The 23159-nt window shown below is 44.1% G+C and carries 18 protein-coding genes; 7 read left to right on the plus strand and 11 right to left on the minus strand.

Features of this window, described 5'->3' with window-relative positions:
* Positions 1–150: 150 nt before the first annotated feature.
* The 4 genes from RTJ53_RS00985 to RTJ53_RS01000 form a co-directional block, all read right to left on the minus strand.
* Positions 151–411, minus strand: a complete 261-nt coding sequence (locus RTJ53_RS00985; protein ID WP_007115706.1) for a 2Fe-2S iron-sulfur cluster-binding protein — start codon at positions 409–411, stop codon at positions 151–153.
* A 40-nt stretch (positions 412–451) separates the two neighbouring features.
* A complete protein-coding gene (gene nrdB, locus RTJ53_RS00990) occupies positions 452–1585 on the minus strand; it encodes a class Ia ribonucleoside-diphosphate reductase subunit beta (protein ID WP_060994288.1) in 1134 nt (377 codons plus the stop codon).
* 331 nt (positions 1586–1916) lie between these two features.
* Positions 1917–2510, minus strand: a complete 594-nt coding sequence (locus tag RTJ53_RS00995; protein WP_409418123.1) for a Dps family protein — start codon at positions 2508–2510, stop codon at positions 1917–1919.
* A gap of 277 nt (positions 2511–2787) precedes the next feature.
* Positions 2788–3474, minus strand: a complete 687-nt coding sequence (locus RTJ53_RS01000) for a YcxB family protein (protein WP_312275452.1) — start codon at positions 3472–3474, stop codon at positions 2788–2790.
* 280 nt (positions 3475–3754) lie between these two features.
* Here RTJ53_RS01000 and serS point away from each other — a divergent pair, with 280 nt between their 5' ends.
* Positions 3755–5020 (plus strand): serine--tRNA ligase, encoded by a 1266-nt coding sequence (gene serS, locus RTJ53_RS01005; RefSeq protein WP_312275453.1) that lies wholly within the window; start codon positions 3755–3757, stop codon positions 5018–5020.
* 190 nt (positions 5021–5210) lie between these two features.
* Complete coding sequence (locus RTJ53_RS01010) at positions 5211–7037, plus strand: ATP-dependent nuclease (protein WP_312275454.1); 1827 nt, start codon at positions 5211–5213, stop codon at positions 7035–7037.
* A 72-nt stretch (positions 7038–7109) separates the two neighbouring features.
* Here the strand turns inward: RTJ53_RS01010 and acnD are convergent, their stop codons facing one another.
* The 3 genes from acnD to prpB form a co-directional block, all read right to left on the minus strand.
* A complete protein-coding gene (acnD, locus tag RTJ53_RS01015; RefSeq protein WP_312275455.1) occupies positions 7110–9716 on the minus strand; it encodes a Fe/S-dependent 2-methylisocitrate dehydratase AcnD in 2607 nt (868 codons plus the stop codon).
* 98 nt (positions 9717–9814) lie between these two features.
* Entirely contained in the window at positions 9815–10987 is a 1173-nt protein-coding gene (gene prpC, locus RTJ53_RS01020) for a bifunctional 2-methylcitrate synthase/citrate synthase (protein WP_312275456.1), read from the minus strand.
* A 62-nt stretch (positions 10988–11049) separates the two neighbouring features.
* On the minus strand, positions 11050–11943 hold the full coding sequence (gene prpB, locus RTJ53_RS01025; RefSeq protein ID WP_312275457.1) for a methylisocitrate lyase: 894 nt from the start codon (positions 11941–11943) through the stop codon (positions 11050–11052).
* Between the two features lie 378 nt (positions 11944–12321).
* Between prpB and RTJ53_RS01030 the strand changes: the two genes are divergently transcribed.
* Entirely contained in the window at positions 12322–12678 is a 357-nt protein-coding gene (locus tag RTJ53_RS01030) for a hypothetical protein (protein ID WP_312275458.1), read from the plus strand.
* 129 nt (positions 12679–12807) lie between these two features.
* Here RTJ53_RS01030 and RTJ53_RS01035 read toward each other — a convergent pair whose 3' ends face one another.
* The 3 genes from RTJ53_RS01035 to metK form a co-directional block, all read right to left on the minus strand.
* A complete protein-coding gene (locus RTJ53_RS01035; RefSeq protein ID WP_312275459.1) occupies positions 12808–13374 on the minus strand; it encodes a hypothetical protein in 567 nt (188 codons plus the stop codon).
* Between the two features lie 84 nt (positions 13375–13458).
* Positions 13459–13773, minus strand: coding sequence for a DUF3144 domain-containing protein (locus RTJ53_RS01040; protein ID WP_312275460.1), 315 nt, complete (start codon positions 13771–13773; stop codon positions 13459–13461).
* 88 nt (positions 13774–13861) lie between these two features.
* Entirely contained in the window at positions 13862–15028 is a 1167-nt protein-coding gene (metK, locus tag RTJ53_RS01045) for a methionine adenosyltransferase (protein ID WP_007115720.1), read from the minus strand.
* A 441-nt stretch (positions 15029–15469) separates the two neighbouring features.
* Between metK and uvrB the strand changes: the two genes are divergently transcribed.
* The gene (gene uvrB / locus RTJ53_RS01050; protein ID WP_312275461.1) at positions 15470–17587 is read left to right on the plus strand and encodes an excinuclease ABC subunit UvrB; all 2118 of its coding nucleotides are present in this window, start codon (positions 15470–15472) and stop codon (positions 17585–17587) included.
* A gap of 93 nt (positions 17588–17680) precedes the next feature.
* On the opposite strand, the gene RTJ53_RS01055 is transcribed toward uvrB, so the two are convergent.
* Positions 17681–18148: an MgtC/SapB family protein gene (locus RTJ53_RS01055; protein ID WP_312275462.1), complete on the minus strand. Its 468-nt coding sequence runs from the start codon at positions 18146–18148 to the stop codon at positions 17681–17683.
* Positions 18149–18387: 239 nt separating this feature from the next.
* On the opposite strand from RTJ53_RS01055, the gene pepN reads away from it, so the two are divergent.
* Genes pepN through RTJ53_RS01070 form a run of 3 tightly spaced genes read left to right on the plus strand, consistent with a single transcriptional unit; the run spans position 18388 to position 23146 of the window.
* On the plus strand, positions 18388–21030 hold the full coding sequence (gene pepN / locus RTJ53_RS01060; RefSeq protein WP_312275909.1) for an aminopeptidase N: 2643 nt from the start codon (positions 18388–18390) through the stop codon (positions 21028–21030).
* A gap of 55 nt (positions 21031–21085) precedes the next feature.
* A complete protein-coding gene (locus RTJ53_RS01065; protein ID WP_312275463.1) occupies positions 21086–22369 on the plus strand; it encodes a YbfB/YjiJ family MFS transporter in 1284 nt (427 codons plus the stop codon).
* A 21-nt stretch (positions 22370–22390) separates the two neighbouring features.
* Positions 22391–23146: a nitroreductase family protein gene (locus tag RTJ53_RS01070; protein ID WP_312275464.1), complete on the plus strand. Its 756-nt coding sequence runs from the start codon at positions 22391–22393 to the stop codon at positions 23144–23146.
* The last annotated feature ends 13 nt before the right edge of the window (positions 23147–23159 follow it).

Below are 23159 nucleotides of genomic sequence, written 5' to 3' on the forward strand. Positions count from 1 at the left end.
AATAAAGATTTAGTATGATTAAAAAGCGGTAGTCAACCTATTATTATAACGGATTATATGAGGTTCGCGGGGAGAAAATTAAAGGCAAAGCGGGTAAGTTTTCGCTTTATGCGGCATTTCGCGCAGTTTTTGGCGGGTTATTTTGGTAAATCAATCGATATCAAGCTCGATTGCCCCTCTAACTTGACAACAGCAGGGTAGGATTTCGTCATCATCTAACATCACCAGTGGCTCATTGATGTATTCGATACGGGTGTCATGGTGGCGACGGCGGTATTTGAGCTTACAAGTACCGCAATAACCTTCAAGGCATTGGTGATTGGCAGGGATTTTTGAGCGAAGCATGCCTTGTAGCAACGTCTCGGCGTCATGCAGATAAAACTGCGTATTGTTGGTAAAAATCCATGCCATAATCGATTATATTGCCTAAATAAAATAAGCGTATGACGAATTACAATTCAAAATCATCAAACGCATCATCACTGAGCTCTGCGTCAATTTGACCGACTAAGTAAGAGGTGATTTCTGACTCTTGGGGCGCGACTTGCACGTTGTCTGAGGACAACCAAGCATTGATCCAAGGAATCGGATTATTTTTAATTGCCGCAAAAATAGGGGGCAAGCCAATCGCATCCATACGTAGATTGGTAATGTACTCGACGTATTGCACCAAGATATTTTCATTCAAGCCAATCATTGAGCCATCTTTAAACAAGTATTTTGCCCATGCTTTTTCTTGTTCAGCCGCGTCTTTGAAAATTTCAATGGCTTGCTGTTGGCAATCTTGGGCGATTTCTACCATGTCAGGGTCATCTTTACCCGATTGCATCAAATTAATCATATGCTGGGTGCCGTTTAGATGAAGCGCTTCGTCACGGGCAATCATTTTAATGATCTTGGCATTACCTTCCATCAGTTTGCGTTCAGCAAAGGCAAATGAACAAGCAAACGACACATAAAAACGAATCGCTTCTAGCACATTGATAGCCACCAAACATAGATACAATTTGGTTTTAAGCAGGCGTAAATTAACCTCAACGGGCTTGCCATCGATGACATGACGACCTTCCCCGTATAGATTGTATAGCTGAGATAGTTGATACAGCTCGTCATAGAACTTGGCAATCCCTGTCGCGCGCTCTAGGATAAAAGGATTGTCAACGATATCGTCGAATACTTTGCTTGGGTCATTGACCACGTTACGAATAATGTGCGTATAGCTGCGAGAATGGATGGTCTCAGAAAATGACCATGTTTCAATCCAAGTTTCTAACTCAGGAATCGACACCAGCGGCAGTAGCACGGCATTGGGGCTACGACCTTGAATCGAATCAAGCAAGGTTTGGTACTTTAGGTTGCTTAAGAAGATATGCTGTTCATGCACTGACAAGTTGCTAAAATCCAAGCGGTCTTTGGAGACGTCAATTTCTTCTGGACGCCAAAAAAACGACAATTGCTTTTCAATCAACTGCTCGAAAACAGGGAATTTTTGTTGATCGTAACGTGCCACATTGACAGGCTGACCAAAAAACATCGGCTCAAGCAATGGGTCATTTTTGGTTTGGCAAAAGATGGAATATGACATAGCGGTGAATCTTCTTCAATCAAAGTTCAAGACAAGTGGCGTAGCAGTATCAGTTTAAAAATAAATCAGCTAACAAATAAATCAGTTGAAAATGAGCAACTGGCTAGTGTGCTTGGCTATTATAGATAACAACATATAGAAATTGCAATCCACCCAAGGATTTGATTTTTAAGGATAAAATTTATAAAGTATTGAAATATATACATATTTGCATATCAAAAAATTAGTAATTAAATTCATTGACATTTGAAAATCTATATATTGTGTTTTTATTTTACCACGCAATAAAAAAGACGACTGTCAAAGCCGTCTTTTTGGTCAGATGGGACGATTAGCCAAGATAGGCATTGTACATCCACACCAATTTTTCTTGTTCTTGTACATAGGCAGTCAATTGGTCGGCAGTACCTTGATCGTCGTCTTCGTCCGCTAGGTCAATGATTTCGCGTTCTTTAGCGATGGTCATAGTCAGACCCGTTAAAATACCTTTCACACATGCCACACCGTCAGAGACGTTTTTATCTTCTTTGATGCTTGAGATTTTCAAGAAATCACTATAAGCATGTAGTGGTGTACCTTGTAAGGTCAAAATGCGTTCAGCAATTTCATCAATCTGGATTTGGAGTGCAGTATATAACTCTTCAAACTTCACATGAAGGGTAAAGAAATCTGAGCCACGTACGTTCCAGTGATAGCCACGCACATTGGTATAGAATATATGATAATTGGCTAATAAGGTATTTAATTGCTCAACAATGGCACTCATGTCTGCAGCGGCTAAGCTGATATCACGTGTTTTACTTGAGCCAGATTTGGAGGCGATAGATTTGGAGGTAGTCACTTTTTCACCTGATTTATCGGTATTGTCTAATTGTTCTGAGTCTTGTTTGGTTGCTGATTGCTTTATAGTGGCTTGTTTTGCCATGTTGTTATCTCCTAAAATGATGATTTTTATTTGTTTACGGCTTAATTGTAAGCCTAAACAATCTGTTATTAAAATTAATCGTTTTTATCAGTACGTTTAATTTTATCAATTAAAATGTACGGTATTACCCTAAAAATAATATCAAACATTTGGTACAGCTGTGTGCAAATTTGGTAAATAGTTTTGCTTGCCGCCATAAAAAAACTGCAGTTTCTTGGCTGCAGTTTTTGTGGTCATCAATAAGTAGTTTTTTCTTAATTGTTGTCTTAGACGTTTCTTAATTGTTTTCTGGGAAATATTTATCAGTCGGTTTGTCGGTTAAATCAAAACCTTGTTTTCCGATGTTTTGCTGTAAATGATGACGTAAAGTATCAATGGGGAATTTTTGGTTGGCAAGGCGTTTGGGGACGATTTGGCTGCCTTGTTGGCTTTCACCTGTTTTTGGATTTTTGACATCAAACATCATAAAAATATAATCAGGGGTTTCTTGCCAGTTGGTGACACTATCCCATTTGATGACCGCTTGCTGCATACCGCTACTACGTACCAAAGGCTGATTGTAGCCGCGTGGCATGGCGGGCATGTTGGGTGCAGGCATGGACATCACTACCCCGTGCTGCTGTACGCCAAGCTTGATTTGTTGCATCTCTGGCGGCATGCTTTGGCTTGCCATTTGTTTTTCAAATTCTCGTTTGACATACCATTTAAGACCGTAGGTACGCGCTAGTAAATAAATCACTACACCCACGAGCATCAACCAAAAAATAATGGTGGAATAACCGTGCACAAAAATCAGACCTAAAATCGCTAGCACCACGATGACTGCCAAAATTGCCCAAGTTTTTGGGGTGATTTTGGTTAAAGTTTGGTTGTTGGCATCAAACAGCTGTAGCTGTGCTTGACGAAACTCGTCCTCGGTCAGATTCAAATCCACAGGTTGTAGGGTGTAAGGGTACAGAGCCATAAACAATTCACTTGGTTACAAAACGATAAAAGAAGGCTTATCTTACCCAACCTTGACCCAAAAATAAACCTAACAACGCACTTTTTGATAAATTTTTGTTTTACCGCCAATGCAGCGAGGTGCGAACGCCGATAAGCGCATACCGATAAATCGTCAATTTGCCGTGTATTTCTAGTCGCTACCGTGAAAAATCGCTGCAATCTTGGTATCATACACGCTGATATCAACAGCCATTTTGCTGCTTTAACTCAAGTTTGAACAATTTAAGGAACTTATCGCCATGATCGACCCAAAATTACTACGTACAGAACTAGACACGGTCGCCGAAAAACTTGCCAAACGCGGCTATGAGCTTGATAAAGCATTTTGGCAGCAAGTCGAAGAACAGCGTAAATCCATTCAAGTCAAAACCGAGGAACTGCAAGCCAAAAAAAATGCGGGCGCCAAACAAGTCGGCTTGATGAAACGTAATGGCGAAAATACTGACGCCTTAATGGCAGAAATGGCAACCATCAGTAGCGACATGAAACAAGCGGAAGACGCGCTCAAAGCCTTGCAGGAGAAAATTCTAGCGGCAGCTTTAACCATCCCAAACTTGCCTGATGACAGCGTGCCCGCAGGTAAAGATGAAAACGACAATGTCGAAATGCGTCGATGGGGTGAGCCGCGCCAATTTGAGTTTGAGGTCAAAGACCATAGCGACTTGGGCGAAGACTTGGGGCTACTTGACTTTGAAATGGCGGCAAAACTCACTGGCTCACGGTTTAGCGTGCTAAAAGGTCAACTCGCCAAACTCAACCGTGCCTTGATTGCCTTTATGCTTACTACCCATACCGACAAATACGGCTATACGGAAATGTATGTACCGTATATGGTCAATGCCGACAGCCTACTTGGTACAGGGCAGCTACCAAAGTTTGAAGAAGACCTATTTAAGCTGCGCGGTGAAAAAGAGTATTACTTAATTCCTACTTCAGAGGTACCGCTTACCAACAGCGTGCGTGATAAAATCCTAGACCCCGAAACCCTGCCCATTAAGATGACTGCCCATACTCCATGTTTTCGTAGTGAAGCGGGCAGTGCAGGACGTGATACTCGCGGCTTGATTCGTCAGCACCAGTTTGAAAAGGTCGAAATGGTGCAAATTGTCCATCCTGAGACTTCAATGCAAGCCTTAGAGGACATGACAGGACAAGCGGAATATATCTTGCAGCAGCTTGGTTTGCCGTATCGGGTGATTGTGCTGTGTGGCGGTGATATGGGCTTTGGCGCGGTGAAAACCTATGACATCGAAGTGTGGCTACCGTCTCAGACGACCTACCGTGAAATCTCTAGCTGCTCAAACTGTGGTGACTTCCAAGCGCGCCGTATGCAAGCGCGTGTCAAAGACGGCAAAAAAACTGAGCTGGTGCATACCTTAAATGGCTCAGGTCTTGCGGTGGGTCGTACCTTGCTAGCGATTATGGAAAATTACCAAAATGCGGATGGTACGATTACGGTGCCTGAAGTGTTACGTCCGTATATGGGCGTTGATGTGATTGGTTAGTGGTAAGATTGAAAAAACAGCCAGTTGATTGACTGGCTGTTTTTTTGACTAATTGATAAACCTGCCTAAATTATCTGGCAGGTGGGATAGGTTGTACTGAAAAACTGCTAAGTGATAATAATGATTTCTTAGAAAATTTCATTATATTTTCTTAGAAAGAAACATCAAAAATTATTTTGAGGGAGATGTTATGCAGATTCAATCAATTAAAATTAAAAACTATAGAGGAATAAAAGAGGCTGAAGTTAAATTTGGCTCATTTAATTCAATAATTGGTAAAAATGATACGGGTAAGACATCCATATTATCTGCTATTGCTTCTTTTTTTGATATGAAAAACTATCCTATAACAGTAAATGATTTCAATGATTCTAAATTACCAATTGAGATTGAACTTGAATTATACGAGGATGCTTTAAGAGAAAAATTAATGGAATGTTTTAAATCTAAAGTTAAAAAAGACGCAGGTTTAGAAGATTATGTTGAATCGTTTATTCACAGTAATAACCTTAAATATAGGAAAACTATAAACTACGGACAAAATAAATTCGATGAGGAAAGTATTCTTTGCACAGATTTTGAAAGAGAAGATTTGAGAAGTCTATATTTAAAATCTGACGATGCAATAAATCAAATTTTAGAAGCTTACAATATTAGTGTACCAGTAAAAGGTAAAGGTAGAAATTCAAAATTCGAAAAAATAGGAGAAATTAAGAAAAAATTTATAAACGAAAAGCTTATTAATTTTTGGGTTAATGATGAGTATAAAATTCGTGGAATGTTACCAGGGGTCGAGTTTTTTAAAGCTGATTACGGACTTGAAGCAGATACTAAATTCAAATCTCAGTCAGTGACTGAAATCGTTAGTTACTTTGAAAAGGAATTGAATCAAGAAGCATCCAAGCTAAAAGCTATAGAAGCAGAAATTTTTGATGAAATGCAAAATGAGGCACTAGCCATCAAAGATTTTATGAAAGATTATGCGGCTAACCTTGAAGCTATTGAAATTAAGCCATCACTTTCTTGGAAAGACATAGTTAAATCTGTTGATGTTAGTTTCAAATTTGATAATGATGAAAAGATGATACCTATGACACATAAAGGTGCAGGTTATCGAAGAATATTCATGGTTGCTCGATTTCGATACTTAGCGGAAAAATACCATAAAAATAATATAATTTATTTGATTGAAGAACCAGAGACTTTTTTACATCCAGCTGCTCAATATGATTTAATTGAAGCCTTTAAAGAATTGTCTGAATCTAACCAAATTTTCATTACTACTCATTCACCAGTATTTACTGGTTCAACATCTCTTGATTCAGTTATACTTTGTACAAAAACCAATCAATCTAATTATGAATATAAAAATGAATTAAATGAAGAAACATTTTTGAAAAAAGTTATAGGTGAATTGGGAATAAAGCCTAGCTATAATTTAATGGATGAACATGAAAAGATAGTATTTGTAGAAAGTCATAATGATGCCAAATTTTATGATTGTATTTGTAAAACTCTAGGTTTAGGAAATTTATTAAAGAATCCTAAAATTTTAGTTTTACCGTTTGGTGGTGGTGAGGATATAGATAGTTTTCTTAATATTGATTATTTCTCAAATTCAAATAGAAAGCTAGTCTTAATAATTGATTGTGATTTACAAAACGGCGAAGATAAAAAAATAAAGCAGACTGCTAGAGTTGAAAGTTTTATTTCAAGAAAAGACAGAGCAACAGGTTATGTTTTGAAAAAAAGTTGTATTGAAAATTATTATCATCCCAAAGCTTTTGAAAGATTTTTATCGACATTAGGAGCTACAGGTCATACATTTAATTTTTTCGATGAAAATACAAATGTAAAGCAATTCATCAAAAATTTTATCGAATCGAATGATTTAAGAGGACTACCCTTAAAGCACAAAAATAATTTTGAAATTTTTCAAATGACCACTGCTGAAGAATGGAATGAGGTTCTTGAACCAGAGTTAGTGCAATTTTTGAAAGAAATATTGGAGATTTAATTTAAAGGAGATTTAAATTAAAATAGGAGAGATGAAGTGTGGTAATTCATCTCTCTTTTAATTTCATAAAAATTACGCCACTTCACCTTTTAAGAAGTCTTGCGCGAATTTTTGCAATACGCCGCCGGCTTTATAAGTATCCACTTCTGCCTGCGTATCCAAACGGCAGGTCACAGGCACTTCAAGCGGCTGAGAGCCTTCTTTATTAATCACCAGCGTCAAATCACAACGTGGCGAGATGTCACCAATCACATCATACGTCTCAGTCCCATCTAGCCCTAGCGTGATACGCGTCGTCCCAGCTTTAAATTCAAGCGGCAGCACGCCCATACCGATAAGATTGGTACGGTGAATCCGCTCGAACCCTTCCGCCACAATCGCTTCCACCCCAGCCAGACGCACGCCTTTGGCAGCCCAGTCACGGCTAGAGCCTTGACCATAGTCCGCCCCGGCGATGATGATGAGTGGTTGCTTACGGTTCATATAAGTCTCAATCGCTTCCCACATCCGCATCACTTGACCTTCAGGCTCAACGCGAGCCAGTGAGCCTTGTTTGGTACTGCCATCGTCATTTTTCACCATTTCATTAAATAGTTTTGGATTGGCAAAGGTCGCACGTTGCGCGGTTAAATGGTCGCCGCGGTGGGTGGCATAGCTGTTAAAGTCTTCTTCGGGTAAGCCCATTTTTGCCAAGTATTCGCCTGCCGCCGAGCTTGCCAAAATCGCATTGGACGGCGACAAGTGGTCGGTGGTGATATTGTCAGGCAAGATGGCGAGGGGGCGCATGCCTTTGAGGGTGCGTTCACCCGCTAGCGCGCCTTCCCAGTAGGGTGGACGGCGGATATAGGTTGACATGGGTCGCCAGTTGTAAAGTGGGCTGTCAGCTTTTTCGCTGCGGTCAAGGTTGAACATCGGGATATAGATTTGACGGAATTGCTCAGGTTTGACGTGTTTTGTCACAATCGCGTCAATCTCTTCATCCGATGGCCAAATGTCAATCAGGCGAATCTCTTTACCATTGACCACGCCAAGTACGTCTTTTTCGATGTCAAAACGAATCGTCCCTGCAATCGCATACGCGACGACTAACGGCGGGCTTGCTAAGAAGGCTTGTTTGGCATATGGGTGGATACGTCCATCAAAGTTGCGGTTGCCTGATAGCACCGCAGTGGCATACAAGTCACGGTCGATGATTTCTTGCTGAATCGCTGGATCTAACGCACCCGACATACCGTTACAAGTGGTACAGGCAAATGCCACGATACCAAAGCCGAGTTTTTCCAGTTCTGGCAATAGGTTAGCGTCTTGCAAGTACAGTTCAGCCACTTTTGAGCCCGGGGCGAAGGATGATTTCACCCAAGGTTTACGTGTCAAGCCAAGTTCGTTGGCTTTTTTGGCAAGCAATGCCGCTGCCACTACGTTACGAGGGTTTGAGGTGTTGGTACACGAGGTAATAGCGGCGATAATCACCGCCCCATCAGGCATTAAGCCATTCTCTGACTCAGGCACGGCTTCACCTTCGGCATGGGCAATGCCTTTGGCAGAGAGCTCAGAAGTCGATACGCGCGCGTGGGGATTTGAAGGACCTGCCATGTTACGGGTGACAAGTGACAAATCAAACTCAAGCACACGCTCATAGTCGGCATTGACGAGGTCAGATGACCAAAGCCCTGCGGTTTTGGCATAGTTTTCTACCAGTTCGACTTGTTTGTCTTCACGACCTGTGAGGCGTAGATAGTCGATGGTTTGCCCATCAATATAAAATAACCCTGCGGTTGCGCCATATTCTGGGGTCATGTTGGCGATGGTGGCACGGTCGCCAATGGATAGGCTGTCTGCACCTTCACCGAAGAATTCCACATAGGCACCGACTACGCGCTCTTTACGCAAAAACTCAGTGAGTGCAAGTACGATATCGGTGGCGGTGATGCCTGCTTGGCGTTTGCCTTTGAGGTGTACGCCCACGATATCAGGCAGACGCATCATCGATGGGTGACCGAGCATCACGGTTTCTGCTTCCAGTCCACCGACACCCACCGAAATCACTCCCAGCGCATCCACGTGTGGGGTATGGCTGTCTGTGCCCACGCAAGTATCTGGGTAGGCGATGCCGTTTTGTACTTGGATAACAGGTGACATTTTTTCCAGATTGATTTGGTGCATGATGCCGTTGCCTGCTGGAATCACGTCGACGTTTTCGAAGGCAGTCTTTGTCCAGTTGATAAAGTGAAAACGGTCTTCGTTGCGGCGGTCTTCGATGGCGCGGTTTTTTTCAAACGCATCTGGGTCATAACCACCACATTCCACAGCAAGCGAGTGGTCAACAATCAGCTGGGTTTGTACCACAGGGTTGACCTTGCTTGGGTCGCCGCCTTGCTCAGCGATGGCATCACGCAAGCCTGCCAAGTCCACAAGGGCAGTTTGACCCAAGATGTCGTGACACACCACACGGGCAGGGTACCAAGGAAAGTCTAGGGTACGCTCGCGGTTGATGAGCTGTTTGAGCGCAGCGGTCAGTTCGTTTGGGTCGCTGACTTTACGCACCAGTTGCTCAGCTAAAATACGCGAGGTGTAGGGGAGTTTGTCATACGCGTCTGGGGTGATGTCATTCACCGCTTGGCGGGTGTCAAAGTATTCCAAATCAGAATTGGGTAAGGGCTTGCGGTATTGGCTTGTCATTTGGCTTAACCTTAAAATTAATAATCCATTAGAAAAAAAGCCCTTCAAATCAATGGGTAAGCTGACCTGAAAGGCTTTTTATACGATTAAAACGCTAATTATTGGCGCTCATCCAGCGGTACAAATTTTTGGTCATCAGGGCCTGTGTAGTTGGCAGATGGACGGATGATTTTGCCATCGGCACGTTGCTCAAGCACGTGCGCTGACCAGCCAGCAGTACGCGCAATCACAAATAATGGGGTAAACATGGCAGTGGGCACGCCCATTTTGTGGTAGCTGACCGCTGAGAACCAGTCGAGATTTGGGAACATTTTTTTGTTGTCCCACATCACGCTTTCTAGGCGTTCTGCCACATCAAATAGGGTCATGTCGCCCGTTTCTTTGGATAAGTTGCGAGCCACTTCTTTGATAACCACGTTGCGTGGGTCGCTCACGGTATACACAGGGTGACCAAAGCCAATGATAACTTCCTTTTTCTCAAGACGTTCAAGGATGTCTTTTTCCGCGTCGTCGGCATTGCGGTAGCGTTTTTGGATGTCATACGCCACTTCATTGGCGCCGCCATGTTTTGGACCTTTTAATGCACCGATTGCGCCTGAGATGGCGGAGTACATATCCGAGCCAGTCCCCGTGATCACGCGGCTGGTAAAGGTTGATGCATTAAACTCATGCTCAGCGTATAAGATGAGTGAGATGTGCATGGCTTTGATATGGCTTTCACTGGGGGCTTCGCCTTGTAGCAGCTCAAGGAAGTGACCGCCAATGCTGTCTTGGTCGCTCTCAAGGCTGATGACTTTGCCATTGTGGCTGTAGTGGTACCAGTACAACAGCATTGAGCCTAATGAGGCGATAAGCTTGTCGGCGATATCACGGGCTTCTGAGGTAGGTTGGCTTTCACGCTCGGGCAAGGTGCAGCCGAGTGCCGATACGCCAGTACGCATCACATCCATCGGGTGGGCGTGGGCAGGCAGGGCTTCAAGCACCGCCAGTACATTGACCGGCAAGTTACGCAGGGTTTTGAGTTTTTTCTTGTACGCTGTTAGCTCATGACGGTTTGGCAAATGACCATGAATCAGTAGGTGCGCCACTTCTTCAAACTCGCTGTCTTTTGCCAAATCCAAAATATCATAACCACGATAGCTTAAGTCATTGCCTGTACGACCTACGGTACATAGGGCAGTGTTACCGGCAGGTACGCCTGATAGGGCAACGCTCTTTTTGGGTTTTGGCTTGTTGTCAGTCGTGTCTGTCACTGGGGTGTCTTTTGACATGGTAAAACTCCTTTTTAGCTTTATTAAATGTTTGGTATTAAGTGTTTGGCATAGTTCGCCAATTATTTTTTTGATTTAAATAATGCGTCCAATTTTTGCTCGTATGAGTGGTAGTTTAAGAAATCATACAATTCCATGCGAGTTTGCATGGTGTCGACCACGGAGGTTTGTACGCCTTCATCTTTTAACGCTTGGTAGACATTGAGGGCGGCTTTATTCATGGCACGAAACGCAGATAATGGATAAAGCACCATGTCAACACCCACGTCAAACAGCTCTTTGGTGCTGTAAAGGTCGGTTTGCCCAAACTCAGTCATATTGGCAAGCACGGGAATGTCTAACACGTCGGTAAATTTGCGGTACATGGCGATATCGGTCAACGCTTCAGCAAAAATCATGTCCGCGCCTGCTTCTTGAAACGCCACCGCACGTTCAACCGCAGCATCCAAACCTTCCACTGACAGCGCATCGGTTCGTGCCATCACCACAAAATCTGGGTCAACTTTGGCATCCAGCGCAGCTTTTAGACGGTCAACCATCTCGCTAGTTGAGACGATTTCTTTGTTGGGGCGATGACCACAGCGTTTTTGCGCCACTTGGTCTTCGATATGGATCGCGGCAACGCCTGCTTTTTCCATTTGTTTAATGGTTTGGGCGATGTTAAATGCGCCGCCCCAACCTGTGTCGATGTCAACCAATAATGGCGTGTCAACCGCATTGGTGATACGGGTGGCATCGGTCAATACATCGTTAAGGCTCGTCATACCAAGGTCGGGCAAACCGAATGAGGCGTTAGCAACACCGCCACCTGAAAGATAAATCGCTTTATGACCGACTTGGCTTGCCATCATGGCAGTATAGGCATTGATAGTACCAACGATTTGAAGGGGACGACCTTCGGCTTTTTCAGACTCGATGGCGTCACGGAATTTGCGACCTGCAGAGATAGGTGCCATGTTGCTTCCTTTTTACATGATTGAAGGGGAAAATAGCAAAGTTAGGGTTAATCAGCCCTGCTTTAGGTTTTGGGCAAGGCAGGTTATTTGCTGCTTTGCCTTAGTATACCCACAAGTATACGCACAAAAAAACTAGCTGTCAGTACCGGATTTTTAAAAATTAAGTTAAGTAAAAATAACAGTATGTGAAAAATGAATAGTAAACTTCTATTTTTACATAATTAGTCGCTTTGACTTTTAAAAGGTGAATATTTTGCTCAAAATATGAATCGTTTATTTACATTTATTTACAATAAACAGGCGCTCGTTGCTACATTCTTCTAAAATAAGTTTAACAAACTAGGCATGATATACAGGTTAAAATTTGAGGAATTACTTATGGCACAATCAACGTTACCGAGTCATATCAAACAACTGGTCGATAAAAAAAACTACGTCATCGCCATCAAAACCCACGCACAAGAGCAGGGGATTAGCTTAGACGAGGCAAAACAACAAATTGATGCGTATGAAAATCAAGCGTTAGCAGCAAAAATCCAAACGCCGCCTATAGCCCATCCTGCGCCATCAGCAGGGACTAAAGAGCAAGGCTTTAGCACATTGACACAAGGGCTTGATAATCATCTTAAACAAGAAAATATCAAAGTGCCATTGATTCCACGTTGGGTGTGGCGAGTGAGCGTGATTATATTAGTCATGGTGCTGATGGGCGTGCTATTATCGCGTTTATTCTAAGTTTATTAGCACGCTTATCTTCTGAGTTATTCTAGGTATTGATGGGTTGAAGCAGCTTATTAGGCTGAACTTAGCATTTTTGTCTGCCTCATCTTGGGTTGTTAAATTGGGTTATTCGGTGGTGGTTTGTTATTCAGTGATCACCATTTTTTTTTGTTTGACAGTTTTGATAAGATTGAATTTTTTGGCTTTATCATTCCATACATTCACGTAATAGGTAACATGGCGTTTGGCGGTGTTGCTGTTTTCAATAGGCGCTTGCTCACAAGTACGAGTAATCAACAAACGGCTATTGGGGTAAAAACTCACTCGTTCATCTTCATCGCTATCATCGACTGACCAACAGCCAAAGTCATACGCAGTTTCTTCGTTAATGGGTAGCGGATACACACGTCCCGTACGTTTATCTGCCATTGCCCCACTGATACACCCTGTGCCACAGCCCCACATTGTCACCACAAAGTTGCCCCCAAAACCTATCTCACCTTGTTGATAGGCTTCAGTAATCCGAGTTTTAAACAACTTTGCAATTGGGTCGCTTTTATAGTTAAGTTTGGCAGGTTTGCCTATATATAGTGGGGCAGGGTAATTTTCAAAGCGATAGCCTGCCACTGTTTCGGCATGGCTGGATAAGGTGGATAGACCAAGCAATGAAAGAACAGGAAAAAGGGTAGTAAGGGCGATTTTGACGGACATAGCAATCTCTTTAGTGGGATGTTAATTTTTAATCTATCCAACTATCGCCCTAAAATCAACGAAAATTTGTTGATAAAATAGTTTTTATTGTTTGCCAATTTGCATGTATTTTTGGAAGTTTTCGGCGTAATCATCGATATTATCCGACAGCATACGCTCAAAATTCTTGGTAAAGTGCTCAATGATGTCTTGTTTTTCTTTGGCATAATCAGTGCCTTTCACAAAGCCAGTGGCGGCTGTCCAGGCGCTAAAACGCGCGACCGCATACAGCATGGAGGCATTGATTTTACCTGCGTGTATATCATCGGTGCGAAGGGTATTGGCAAGCTGGATAAACTCATCAGCGCGCTCATAAAACGCATTCATTTCTTCGGTGATTTGGTTGGTGTTTTCGCTCATAAATTTTCTCTACAATTTTCTACCATCAATAAAAAGTTAAAAAGGTGCGTAAAACGCACCCTACAAATCTTGTACTTCGTCAATAAAATTATAAACCTGCGTCTGCTCTAAGTAATGCTGCGCGGTCAGTACGCTCCCAAGTAAAAGCGGTTTCAGTGCCTTGGCGACCGAAGTGACCATAGCTCGCTGTTTGCTCATACATGGGTTGGAGTAGGTTAAGCATACGCGTGATACCATACGGACGTAAATCAAAATGCTGGCGAATAAAGTCGACAATCTTGTCATCGCTGATTTTGCCCGTGCCAAAAGTGTTGACAGAGATAGAGGTTGGCTCTGCCACCCCAATGGCATAACTTACTTGAATTTCACAGCGCTCCGCCAGTCCTGCCGCTACGATATTTTTGGCAACATAACGCCCTGCATAGGCTGCACTACGGTCAACTTTTGATGGATCTTTACCTGAGAACGCGCCGCCGCCGTGACGCGCCATACCGCCATACGTGTCTACGATGATTTTACGACCCGTCAAACCTGCATCCCCCACAGGACCACCAATCACAAATAACCCCGTTGGGTTGATATGATACTTCGTGTCTTTGTGCAGCATCGCGGCTGGAATGACAGGCTTGATGATTTCTTCCATCACCGCTTCATGCAAGTCTTTTTGCGAGATACTGGGATCATGTTGGGTTGATAGTACCAGCGCATCAATAAACGCAGGTTTGTCGCCATCATAGCGTACCGTGACTTGCGCTTTGGCATCGGGACGCAGCCAAGCCAATGTGCCGTCTTTACGCAATTGAGCTTGCTTTTCCATCAAACGATGAGAAAACTGAATGGGGGCAGGCATCAACACATCCGTCTCATGGGTGGCATAACCAAACATCAAACCTTGGTCACCGGCACCTTGCTCTTCAGGGCGCGAGCGGTCAACGCCTTGGGCGATTTCGGGAGATTGTTTGCCAAGCATATTGATAACCGCGCAGGTGGCGCCATCAAAGCCCAACTCTGAGCTGTTGTAGCCAACGCGCAGGACGGTATCACGCACGATTTTTTCAAAATCAACATTGGCGGTGGTAGAGATTTCACCCGCCAGCACCACGCCACCTGTTTTGGTCAAGGTTTCGCATGCCACACGCGCATGGATGTCTTGCTCAAGGATGGCATCAAGGATAGCATCAGAGATTTGGTCAGCGAGTTTGTCTGGGTGACCTTCACTGACAGATTCAGAGGTAAATAGTTGATATTCACGCATTTAATTTTCTCATTACATTAAGGGTGATAGAAAATTAATCGCTTTGCAAACCTATCTCTATTTTACATTTTTAAAACAGAACAAAGCAAAAATAGAAAGTCACGGACTGCGATACAGCACGAGCAAGTTTGCAAAATGATTAACGAAAAAATGATTAATATGACTAATAGCAAAATGACTCATACAAGTCACTGCCGCTACAGTGGAAAAAGTCAGGGGGTATTATAAGGGATTTTGCCAAATTAACCTAATGCTTTTAAATGCCTAACTGGAATAGGCTAATGGGGTGATTTTAACAAATTTGATGAGGGCTGGTTTGTTAATGGGTGGTCTTTTTCGATATAACCAGTCACTGATACAATATTTCGCGTTATTTTGCTTTAACTTCTCAATCATCAACCCCATTATTTACCCATCTGTGACTACGATAAAGACAATAAAATGCGACCACCTCAATCTTCCCGCTCCGAACGTGAACTTAGTCAACTTGCCCGCCAAATCCAAGATAATGCCCAAATCACAGGTGTCAATGCCAGTGGCACCCAAATCTCAAGTAAACCTTTTGAGATGGTGACCGAATTTGAACCCTCAGGCGACCAACCGCAAGCGATTGCCAAATTGGTTGACGGTGTCGACAAAGGCATGCACGGTCAGCTGCTCTTAGGGGTGACAGGCTCAGGTAAAACCTACACCATGGCAAAAGTAATTTCACAATGCCAGCGTCCCACCATTATCATGGCACACAACAAAACCCTTGCCGCCCAGCTATATGGCGAGTTTAAGGCGTTTTTTCCGCACAATGCTGTGGAGTATTTTGTCAGTTATTACGACTACTATCAGCCTGAAGCATATGTGCCTGCCAGTGATACCTTTATCGAAAAAGACAGCGCCATTAACGACCATATCGACCAAATGCGACTGTCCGCCACGCGTGCGCTACTTGAACGTCGTGATGCCATTATCATTGCATCGGTATCTTGTATCTATGGTTTGGGTGACCCAGAAAGCTACCTAAAAATGCTTCTTCACATCGTAGTGGGTGACAAAATCGACCGCACTGCCATGCTCAAACGCTTGGTGGAGCTGCAATATACGCGTAACGAGCTTGACTTTGGGCGAGGTACTTACCGCTTGCGTGGTGAAGTACTGGATATTTACCCCGCTGAGTCTGAACAGCTTGCGGTGCGTATCAGTATGTTTGATGATGAAGTGGAAAAAATCACTTGGTTTGACCCGTTGACAGGTAAGAACGTGCGCAGTGTGCCACGCATTACCATCTATCCAAAATCACACTATGTCACCCCACGAGACAAGTTAGAAAGAGCCAGTGGCACTATCAAAGCCGAGCTTGAACAACGTCTTGAGTATTTTCGAGCGCATGACAAACTGATTGAAGCGCAGCGTATCAAAGAACGCACCACTTATGATTTGGAAATGATTCAACAGCTTGGCTACTGTAACGGCATTGAGAACTATTCGCGCCATTTATCGGGACGTCCTGCGGGTGAAGCACCGCCGACGTTGTTTGATTATATTCCGCCCGACGCCTTGCTATTTATTGACGAAAGCCATGTAACTGTGCCACAAGTCGGCGCAATGTACAAAGGCGATAGAAGTCGTAAAGAAACCTTGGTCAATTATGGCTTTCGCCTCCCATCTGCGATGGATAACCGCCCGCTGATGTTTGAAGAATGGGAGCGTATTACCCCTGCGACCATTTTTGTATCGGCGACCCCTGCCCAATACGAGCTTGAGCATAGTGAGCAGATCGTAGAGCAAGTGGTACGTCCGACCGGTCTAGTTGATCCTCAGCTGGAGATTCGTCCTGTCTTGACTCAGGTTGATGATGTGCTATCAGAAATCAACATTCGTAAAGCCAAAGATGAGCGAGTGCTGATTACCACGCTCACCAAACGCATGGCAGAAGATTTGACCAGTTATCTAAAAGAATACAATATCAAAGTCGCTTATTTGCACTCGGATATTGACACGGTGGAGCGCATGAAAATCATCCATGAACTGCGTACAGGCGTGCATGATGTGCTGGTCGGTATCAACCTATTGCGTGAGGGCTTGGATATGCCTGAGGTGAGTTTGGTGGCGATTTTTGATGCGGATAAAGAAGGCTTTTTACGTTCGGAGCGTTCGCTCATTCAGACCATCGGTCGTGCCGCGCGTCATGTGAATGGTAAGGCGATTTTGTACGCTGACAGCATTACCCCAAGTATGCAAAAAGCGATTGAAGAAACCGAGCGTCGCCGTGCCAAACAGATGGCGTATAACGAGGAACATGGCATCACGCCGACGTCCGCTCGCCGTCAGATTACCGATAAAATCGACACCGGCGAGGCAGAAGCCCCGAATGATAACCAAGCGATTGCAGTCACCCATGCGTTCCCCGATGTGGATATTTCGATTTTGCGTTCGCCTGATTTGCTTGCCAAAGAGATTGCACGGCTAGAAAAAGAGATGAAATCCTTGTCGCGTGATTTGAAGTTTGAGGAAGCGGCAAAAGTGCGGGATAAAGTGGTAAGCCTAAGAGAATTTGTGTTGCAATGATGGTGGACGATGGGTGTTAAATGCGCGGTTTTACCCCAAGAAAAGTAACAGCTTTTCTTGGGGCAAGTTTAAGCTGTCATCCAACTTTTTATATTAAACATCATCATTATCCTTGCTAAGTTTTTGTTTTAACGGACTAACAAAATAAAAAATCCCTACCATAAACACACTAATCAATACCGCAATCTCTAGCCGCCCCATCGCCACTGCCACGCCCACACAGCCTGCCGACCAAATCGCAGCCGCTGTCGACGTCCCTTCAATCATGCCATCTTTTTTGAGAATTGCCCCACCGCCGATAAAGCCAATTCCCGTTACCACGCCGCTTACGATGCGCCCCATCGCACTGGGGTCTTCGCCTTGCACTTCAAACGCAAGCAGCGCAAAACTACAGCTTGCCAGGCTTACAAGCGGAAAAGTGCGCAGCCCAATGTTTTGGCGACTGCTCTCACGATTGTAGCCTACAGGTAATACCAATACAAATGCTATCACCATTTGAAACATGTGAACTACCATCAATTTCCAATCTAAATCAAATAAATTACCTACAAAATTATCCATCATGTCACCCACAAACGAGTCAAAAGAGTTAAAATTTTATCCGATAAAAATAAAAAAAATAGCATGAAAATGTAATAACAAAGTCATTATGGTTTATGACCAAAAAACGTCATTAATTATGGCATAATAGCCACATTGAATGAGAATAATTTTTAACAACACATTGCGAGCTAAAGAAATATATGACCAACGTCACCGAAACCAACCAAACCGAAAACCCACATTTATTAAACACCGAAATGCCTGATGTACCCGCTAATATACCCACGCCAGACCCCAGTTTAAATAGTCACCAATTAAGTAGTAATCAACCGCAAAAAATCTATCTAAAAGACTACACGCCGCCGGTCTTTAGCGTCAATCACATTGACCTTAACATTGAGTTGTTTGACGGTCCTGATAAAAAGCATGCAACCGTCACCGCCAATCTTGACATGACAAGAAACACAGCAGGCGATTTGGTACTCTTTGGACGAGAATTACAACTTGAGTCAATTACCTTAAACGGCAAAAATTTAAGCGAAAGCGAATACCAAGTAGACCAAGAAAGCCTAACGATTATTAACGCGCCAGACACTTGTCAGATTACCACCGTTGTCACCATCGTGCCGCAAACCAATACCAGTCTTGAAGGTTTATACCAAGCAGGGGAAGGGGCGGACAAAATGTTCTGTACCCAGTGTGAGCCAGAAGGGTTTCGTAAAATTACCTTTTATCCAGACCGTCCCGATGTGCTTGCTACCTTTACCACACGCATTGAAGCCGATAAAACTTACCCAACGCTATTGGCAAATGGTAATTTAATCGACCAAGGGGAGCTTGCGGGCACTCGTCATTTTGCGGTGTGGCAAGACCCCACCAAAAAACCGAGTTATCTATTCGCTTGCGTGATGGCAGATTTGGACGTATTGACCGATCAGTATGTCACCAGTGAAGGGCGTGAGGTGCTGCTTGAATTATACGCCAAGCATGAGAACATCGAGCAGTGCCATGTCGGCATGCAAGCGTTAAAAGACTCAATGAAATGGGACGAAGACAACTACGGACGGGCATATGACCTTGACCGCTATATGATTGTGGCAGTTAGCCAGTTTAATATGGGCGCGATGGAAAACAAGGGATTAAATATCTTTAACACCGCTTGCGTACTATCTAGCCCAGAGACCACCACCGATCGCCGTAACTTTAATGTTAAATCAGTGATTGCCCATGAATACTTCCATAACTGGACGGGCAACCGTATCACCTGCCGTGACTGGTTTCAGCTGTGCTTAAAAGAAGGCTTTACCGTATTTCGTGACCAGTCTTTTTCTGAAAGTCTGCATTCCCCTGCGGTACAGCGGATTGATGATGTGGCAACATTGCGAGCGGCGCAGTTTCCTGAAGATGCCAGCCCATTGGCGCACCCGCCACGCCCTGACCATTTTGTCGAGATTAATAATTTCTACACCGCCACAGTGTACGAGAAAGGCGCAGAAATCGTACGCATGATTGCCAATACGCTTGGCAAAGAAAAATTCCGCCAAGGCACGGACGAATATTTTCGCCGTTATGACGGGCAAGCGGTCACGGTAGAAGACTTGTTATCTGCACTGAGCGTTGCAGACCCAAGTATTGAAACATTTATTGATTGGTACACCCAACCAGGCACGCCGACGTTATCAGGGTATTTTGAAAAAACAGCTGACAAGCTTATCTTGACGCTAAGCCAACACACGCGCCCAGTGGCTGGCTATCCTGCGCCAAAAGCTTTGCCAATTCCTATCAAAATGGCGATTTTTAACCGTGCCAATGGGCAACTGGTACAGGAAGATTTGGTGTTACTGCGCGATGACCATCAGACGTTTAATTTTGACGGTTTGTTTACCACAGCGGATTTTGACCCTGTGGTGTCATTGCTTCGTGATTTTTCCGCACCTGTTCAGCTCAATTTTGAGTATAGCGATGATGATTTGGCGTTTTTGATGCAGTATGAGACCAATGGCTTTAACCGTTGGCAAGCGGCACAGTTGTTGGTCAATCGTATTTTATTGCAAAATGCCGATACCGATGCCTATATCACGGCATTAAAAGCCAGTCTGCCAGCGCTATCAGAAACCGATCCCATGCTAGCGGCGCGGTTACTAGATATACCAAGCGAGCGAGAGCTGGGCAGTGCGATTCAGACCGACTATGACCCTAGCCAAGTTCGTGCCCGTCATCAAGCGGTCAAAAAAGCCGTAGCGGTAGAGCTTAAAGACATTTGGCAGAGTGCGTATGCCAAACTGCCGATTACCGCATATGAAGATACAGCCGAAGCCATGGGCGTGCGGGCGTGGCGAAATGTGGTGCTGGATATGGCGTTATTGGCAGGCGTAAGTGATGCCAAACACTGGGCGATCACCCAATACCAACAAGCGTCTTGTATGACCGAGCGTTTAGGCGCGTTAAATGCCGCGGTGGAGCATGGTTTGCCCCAAAAAGCCGAATGGCTTGCCGATTTTTACCAACGCTTTCAGCATGATGCATTGGTGATGGATTTATGGTTTGGTGTCCAAGCCAATGACAGCCAGGCGAGCGTTACCGATATTTTTGCGTTAACGTCACATCAAGATTTTGATATCAATACCCCAAATCGTGTGCGGGCAGTGCTAGGTGGATTGCTTGCGCAGCCTACCAAAATTTGGACACAGCAGGGCGTTGAGCAGTATTTGAGCATGATGCAAGATTTGGATAAACGTAACCCACTGTTGGCGTCACGTTTGATTCAAGGTTTATCAAATTGGAATGCCTTGGTAGCAGACAAAAAGTCAATGGTTAACGACGCTTTGATATTAAGCCAAGCTAATATGTCGTCCAAAAATGTGAAGGAAACCTTGCAAAGTATGCTCAATAATCTTTAAAATGCAAGCTTAAACGCTGACAAGCCGTATCAATAAAATCAAGGGGTAATGCAAAATGTCACAATCTGACCGACAACAGATTATATTTTGCTTTATCTTAGCGACTACCTCGCTTGCCGTGGCAATGGGAATCGGGCGATTTGCCTTTACACCGATTTTGCCTTTAATGATACAAGAAGGCACGGTGCATCTTGCGCAAACGGCGTGGTTATCAAGTAGCAACTATATTGGCTATTTGGTCGGTGCGCTGTCATTGCTTAAAAGTAAGCGGCACTCGCTTTTTGTCGTGTTAGGTCTCACCTTGGTGACCCTTACTACTTGGCTGGCTTCGCTAGGCAGTTTTGGTTGGTTACTGGTGTTACGCTTTTTGGCGGGCGTTGCAAGCGCTTGGGTGCTGGTATCTATCAGTGCGTTTGCAATCAATTGGTTAAAATCAAGACAGGTAGCCAGCAGTGGCTTGATTTATACGGGTGTCGGTATCGGTATCACCCTTACAGGATTGATTTGTAGCTATTTTATTTTTCAATCAGCAACGGCGACTATCGCGGCCCAGTCATCATTCAGTCCATTATCGAGTCGATTATGGCAGTATTTAGGCGTGATTGCACTGCTCGCCACCCTGCTTGTCACCTTTCTGCTGGCGAAAATCAACTCACAGCCTGCCACAACAGCCGCTGCCTCAATAGCCGCTGCCAAAACCAACCCTAGCAAAGCTGCACATACCAAAGCCAGCCATACCAATCCTACCTCTTCTAGCATACCCCCACCTGCCAAGCTAAAATTAGCGAACGTATTAACCGCCTACGGCTTATTTGGATTTGGCTATATTTTACCTGCGACTTTTTTGCCACAAATCGCCAAGCAATGGTTATCGGGGCAAAGTTATTTGCTGATTTGGCCATTTTTTGGATTGGCGGCGGCTTTGTCGGTGGTGTTGTCGCAGGGGTTACAACGCCGTTATAACAACTTTTCTTTGCTCGGCGTTTGGCGAGTCTCGCAAATCATCATGGCGGTTGGTACGTTATTGCCTGCGCTTTGGCAGTCGTTAGCAGGTTTGATGTTGTCAGCGCTGATGGTGGGCGGCACTTTTATGGTGGTGACGATGGCAGGGCTGCAAGTGGCAGCAAGCCAAGTCACGCACTACCCTAAATACAACTTAAGTGCACTGATGACCGCAAGTTTTGCATTTGGGCAGCTTATCGGACCGCTAACTGCGCTAGTTGCAACAGGCAAAAATATTTGGCTTGCATTACTGCCCGTCTCTGCCATCGTTTTGCTTATTGGGGTGGCGCTACTTTGGCGACCGTATCAACATCAACAATCATCAAATCATGTTTAAATCACTTCTAACGGGGCAACCATGAATAATCAAACTGTGAGTAATCAAACCATTGAACTTTTACAAAATCATCGGGTGTATCGAGAATTTGACAGTAGCGCCACCGTGCCAGATTCGCAATTAAACGACATCATCAAATGCGCCCAGCAAGCGCCAAGTTGGCAAAACGGACAGCACTACAGCATTATCAACATCAGTGATAAGGCGTTACGTCAAAAAATCGTCGATTTGCAACCTCGCAACCCACAGATTGCCCAATGTAGTGTGTTTTTGGTATTTGTGATGGATGGTTATCGCTCCTATTTGAGCAGTCAAGCATATGACGGCAGCTTTGAGGGTTTTAAGGATAGTGATACATTAATTACCCTGGCTACCGATACGGCATTGGCGGCACAAAATGCCACGGTGGCGGCAGAGAGTTTGGGTTATGCCACTTGTCCGATTGGCGGTTTGCGTATAATTGCCAATGACTTAATCGAACTGCTTCAGCTACCAAAATATACCTATCCAATTTTTGGCTTATGTATCGGTAAACCTAGCGTAAAAATGCGCCTAAAACCGCGTTTACCAAAATCTGCGGTGTATTTTGACAATCAGTATCAAGTTGACGCGTTACCACAAATGCTCGCCGATTATGAGCAAACCATTTTGGACTTTAATGAAGCGCGTGAGCGTAAGCCATACCGTCAAAAATTTGCCGATTACTACAGTCAACCGTATGTCGCTGCTGCAGAAGATTGGCTCAAAGCGCAGGGTTTTTTGACAAAACAAAAATAACGTGTAAAATTCG

It is taken from the genome of Moraxella sp. CTOTU46711 (assembly GCF_031975715.1).
Lineage (GTDB): Bacteria > Pseudomonadota > Gammaproteobacteria > Pseudomonadales > Moraxellaceae > Faucicola.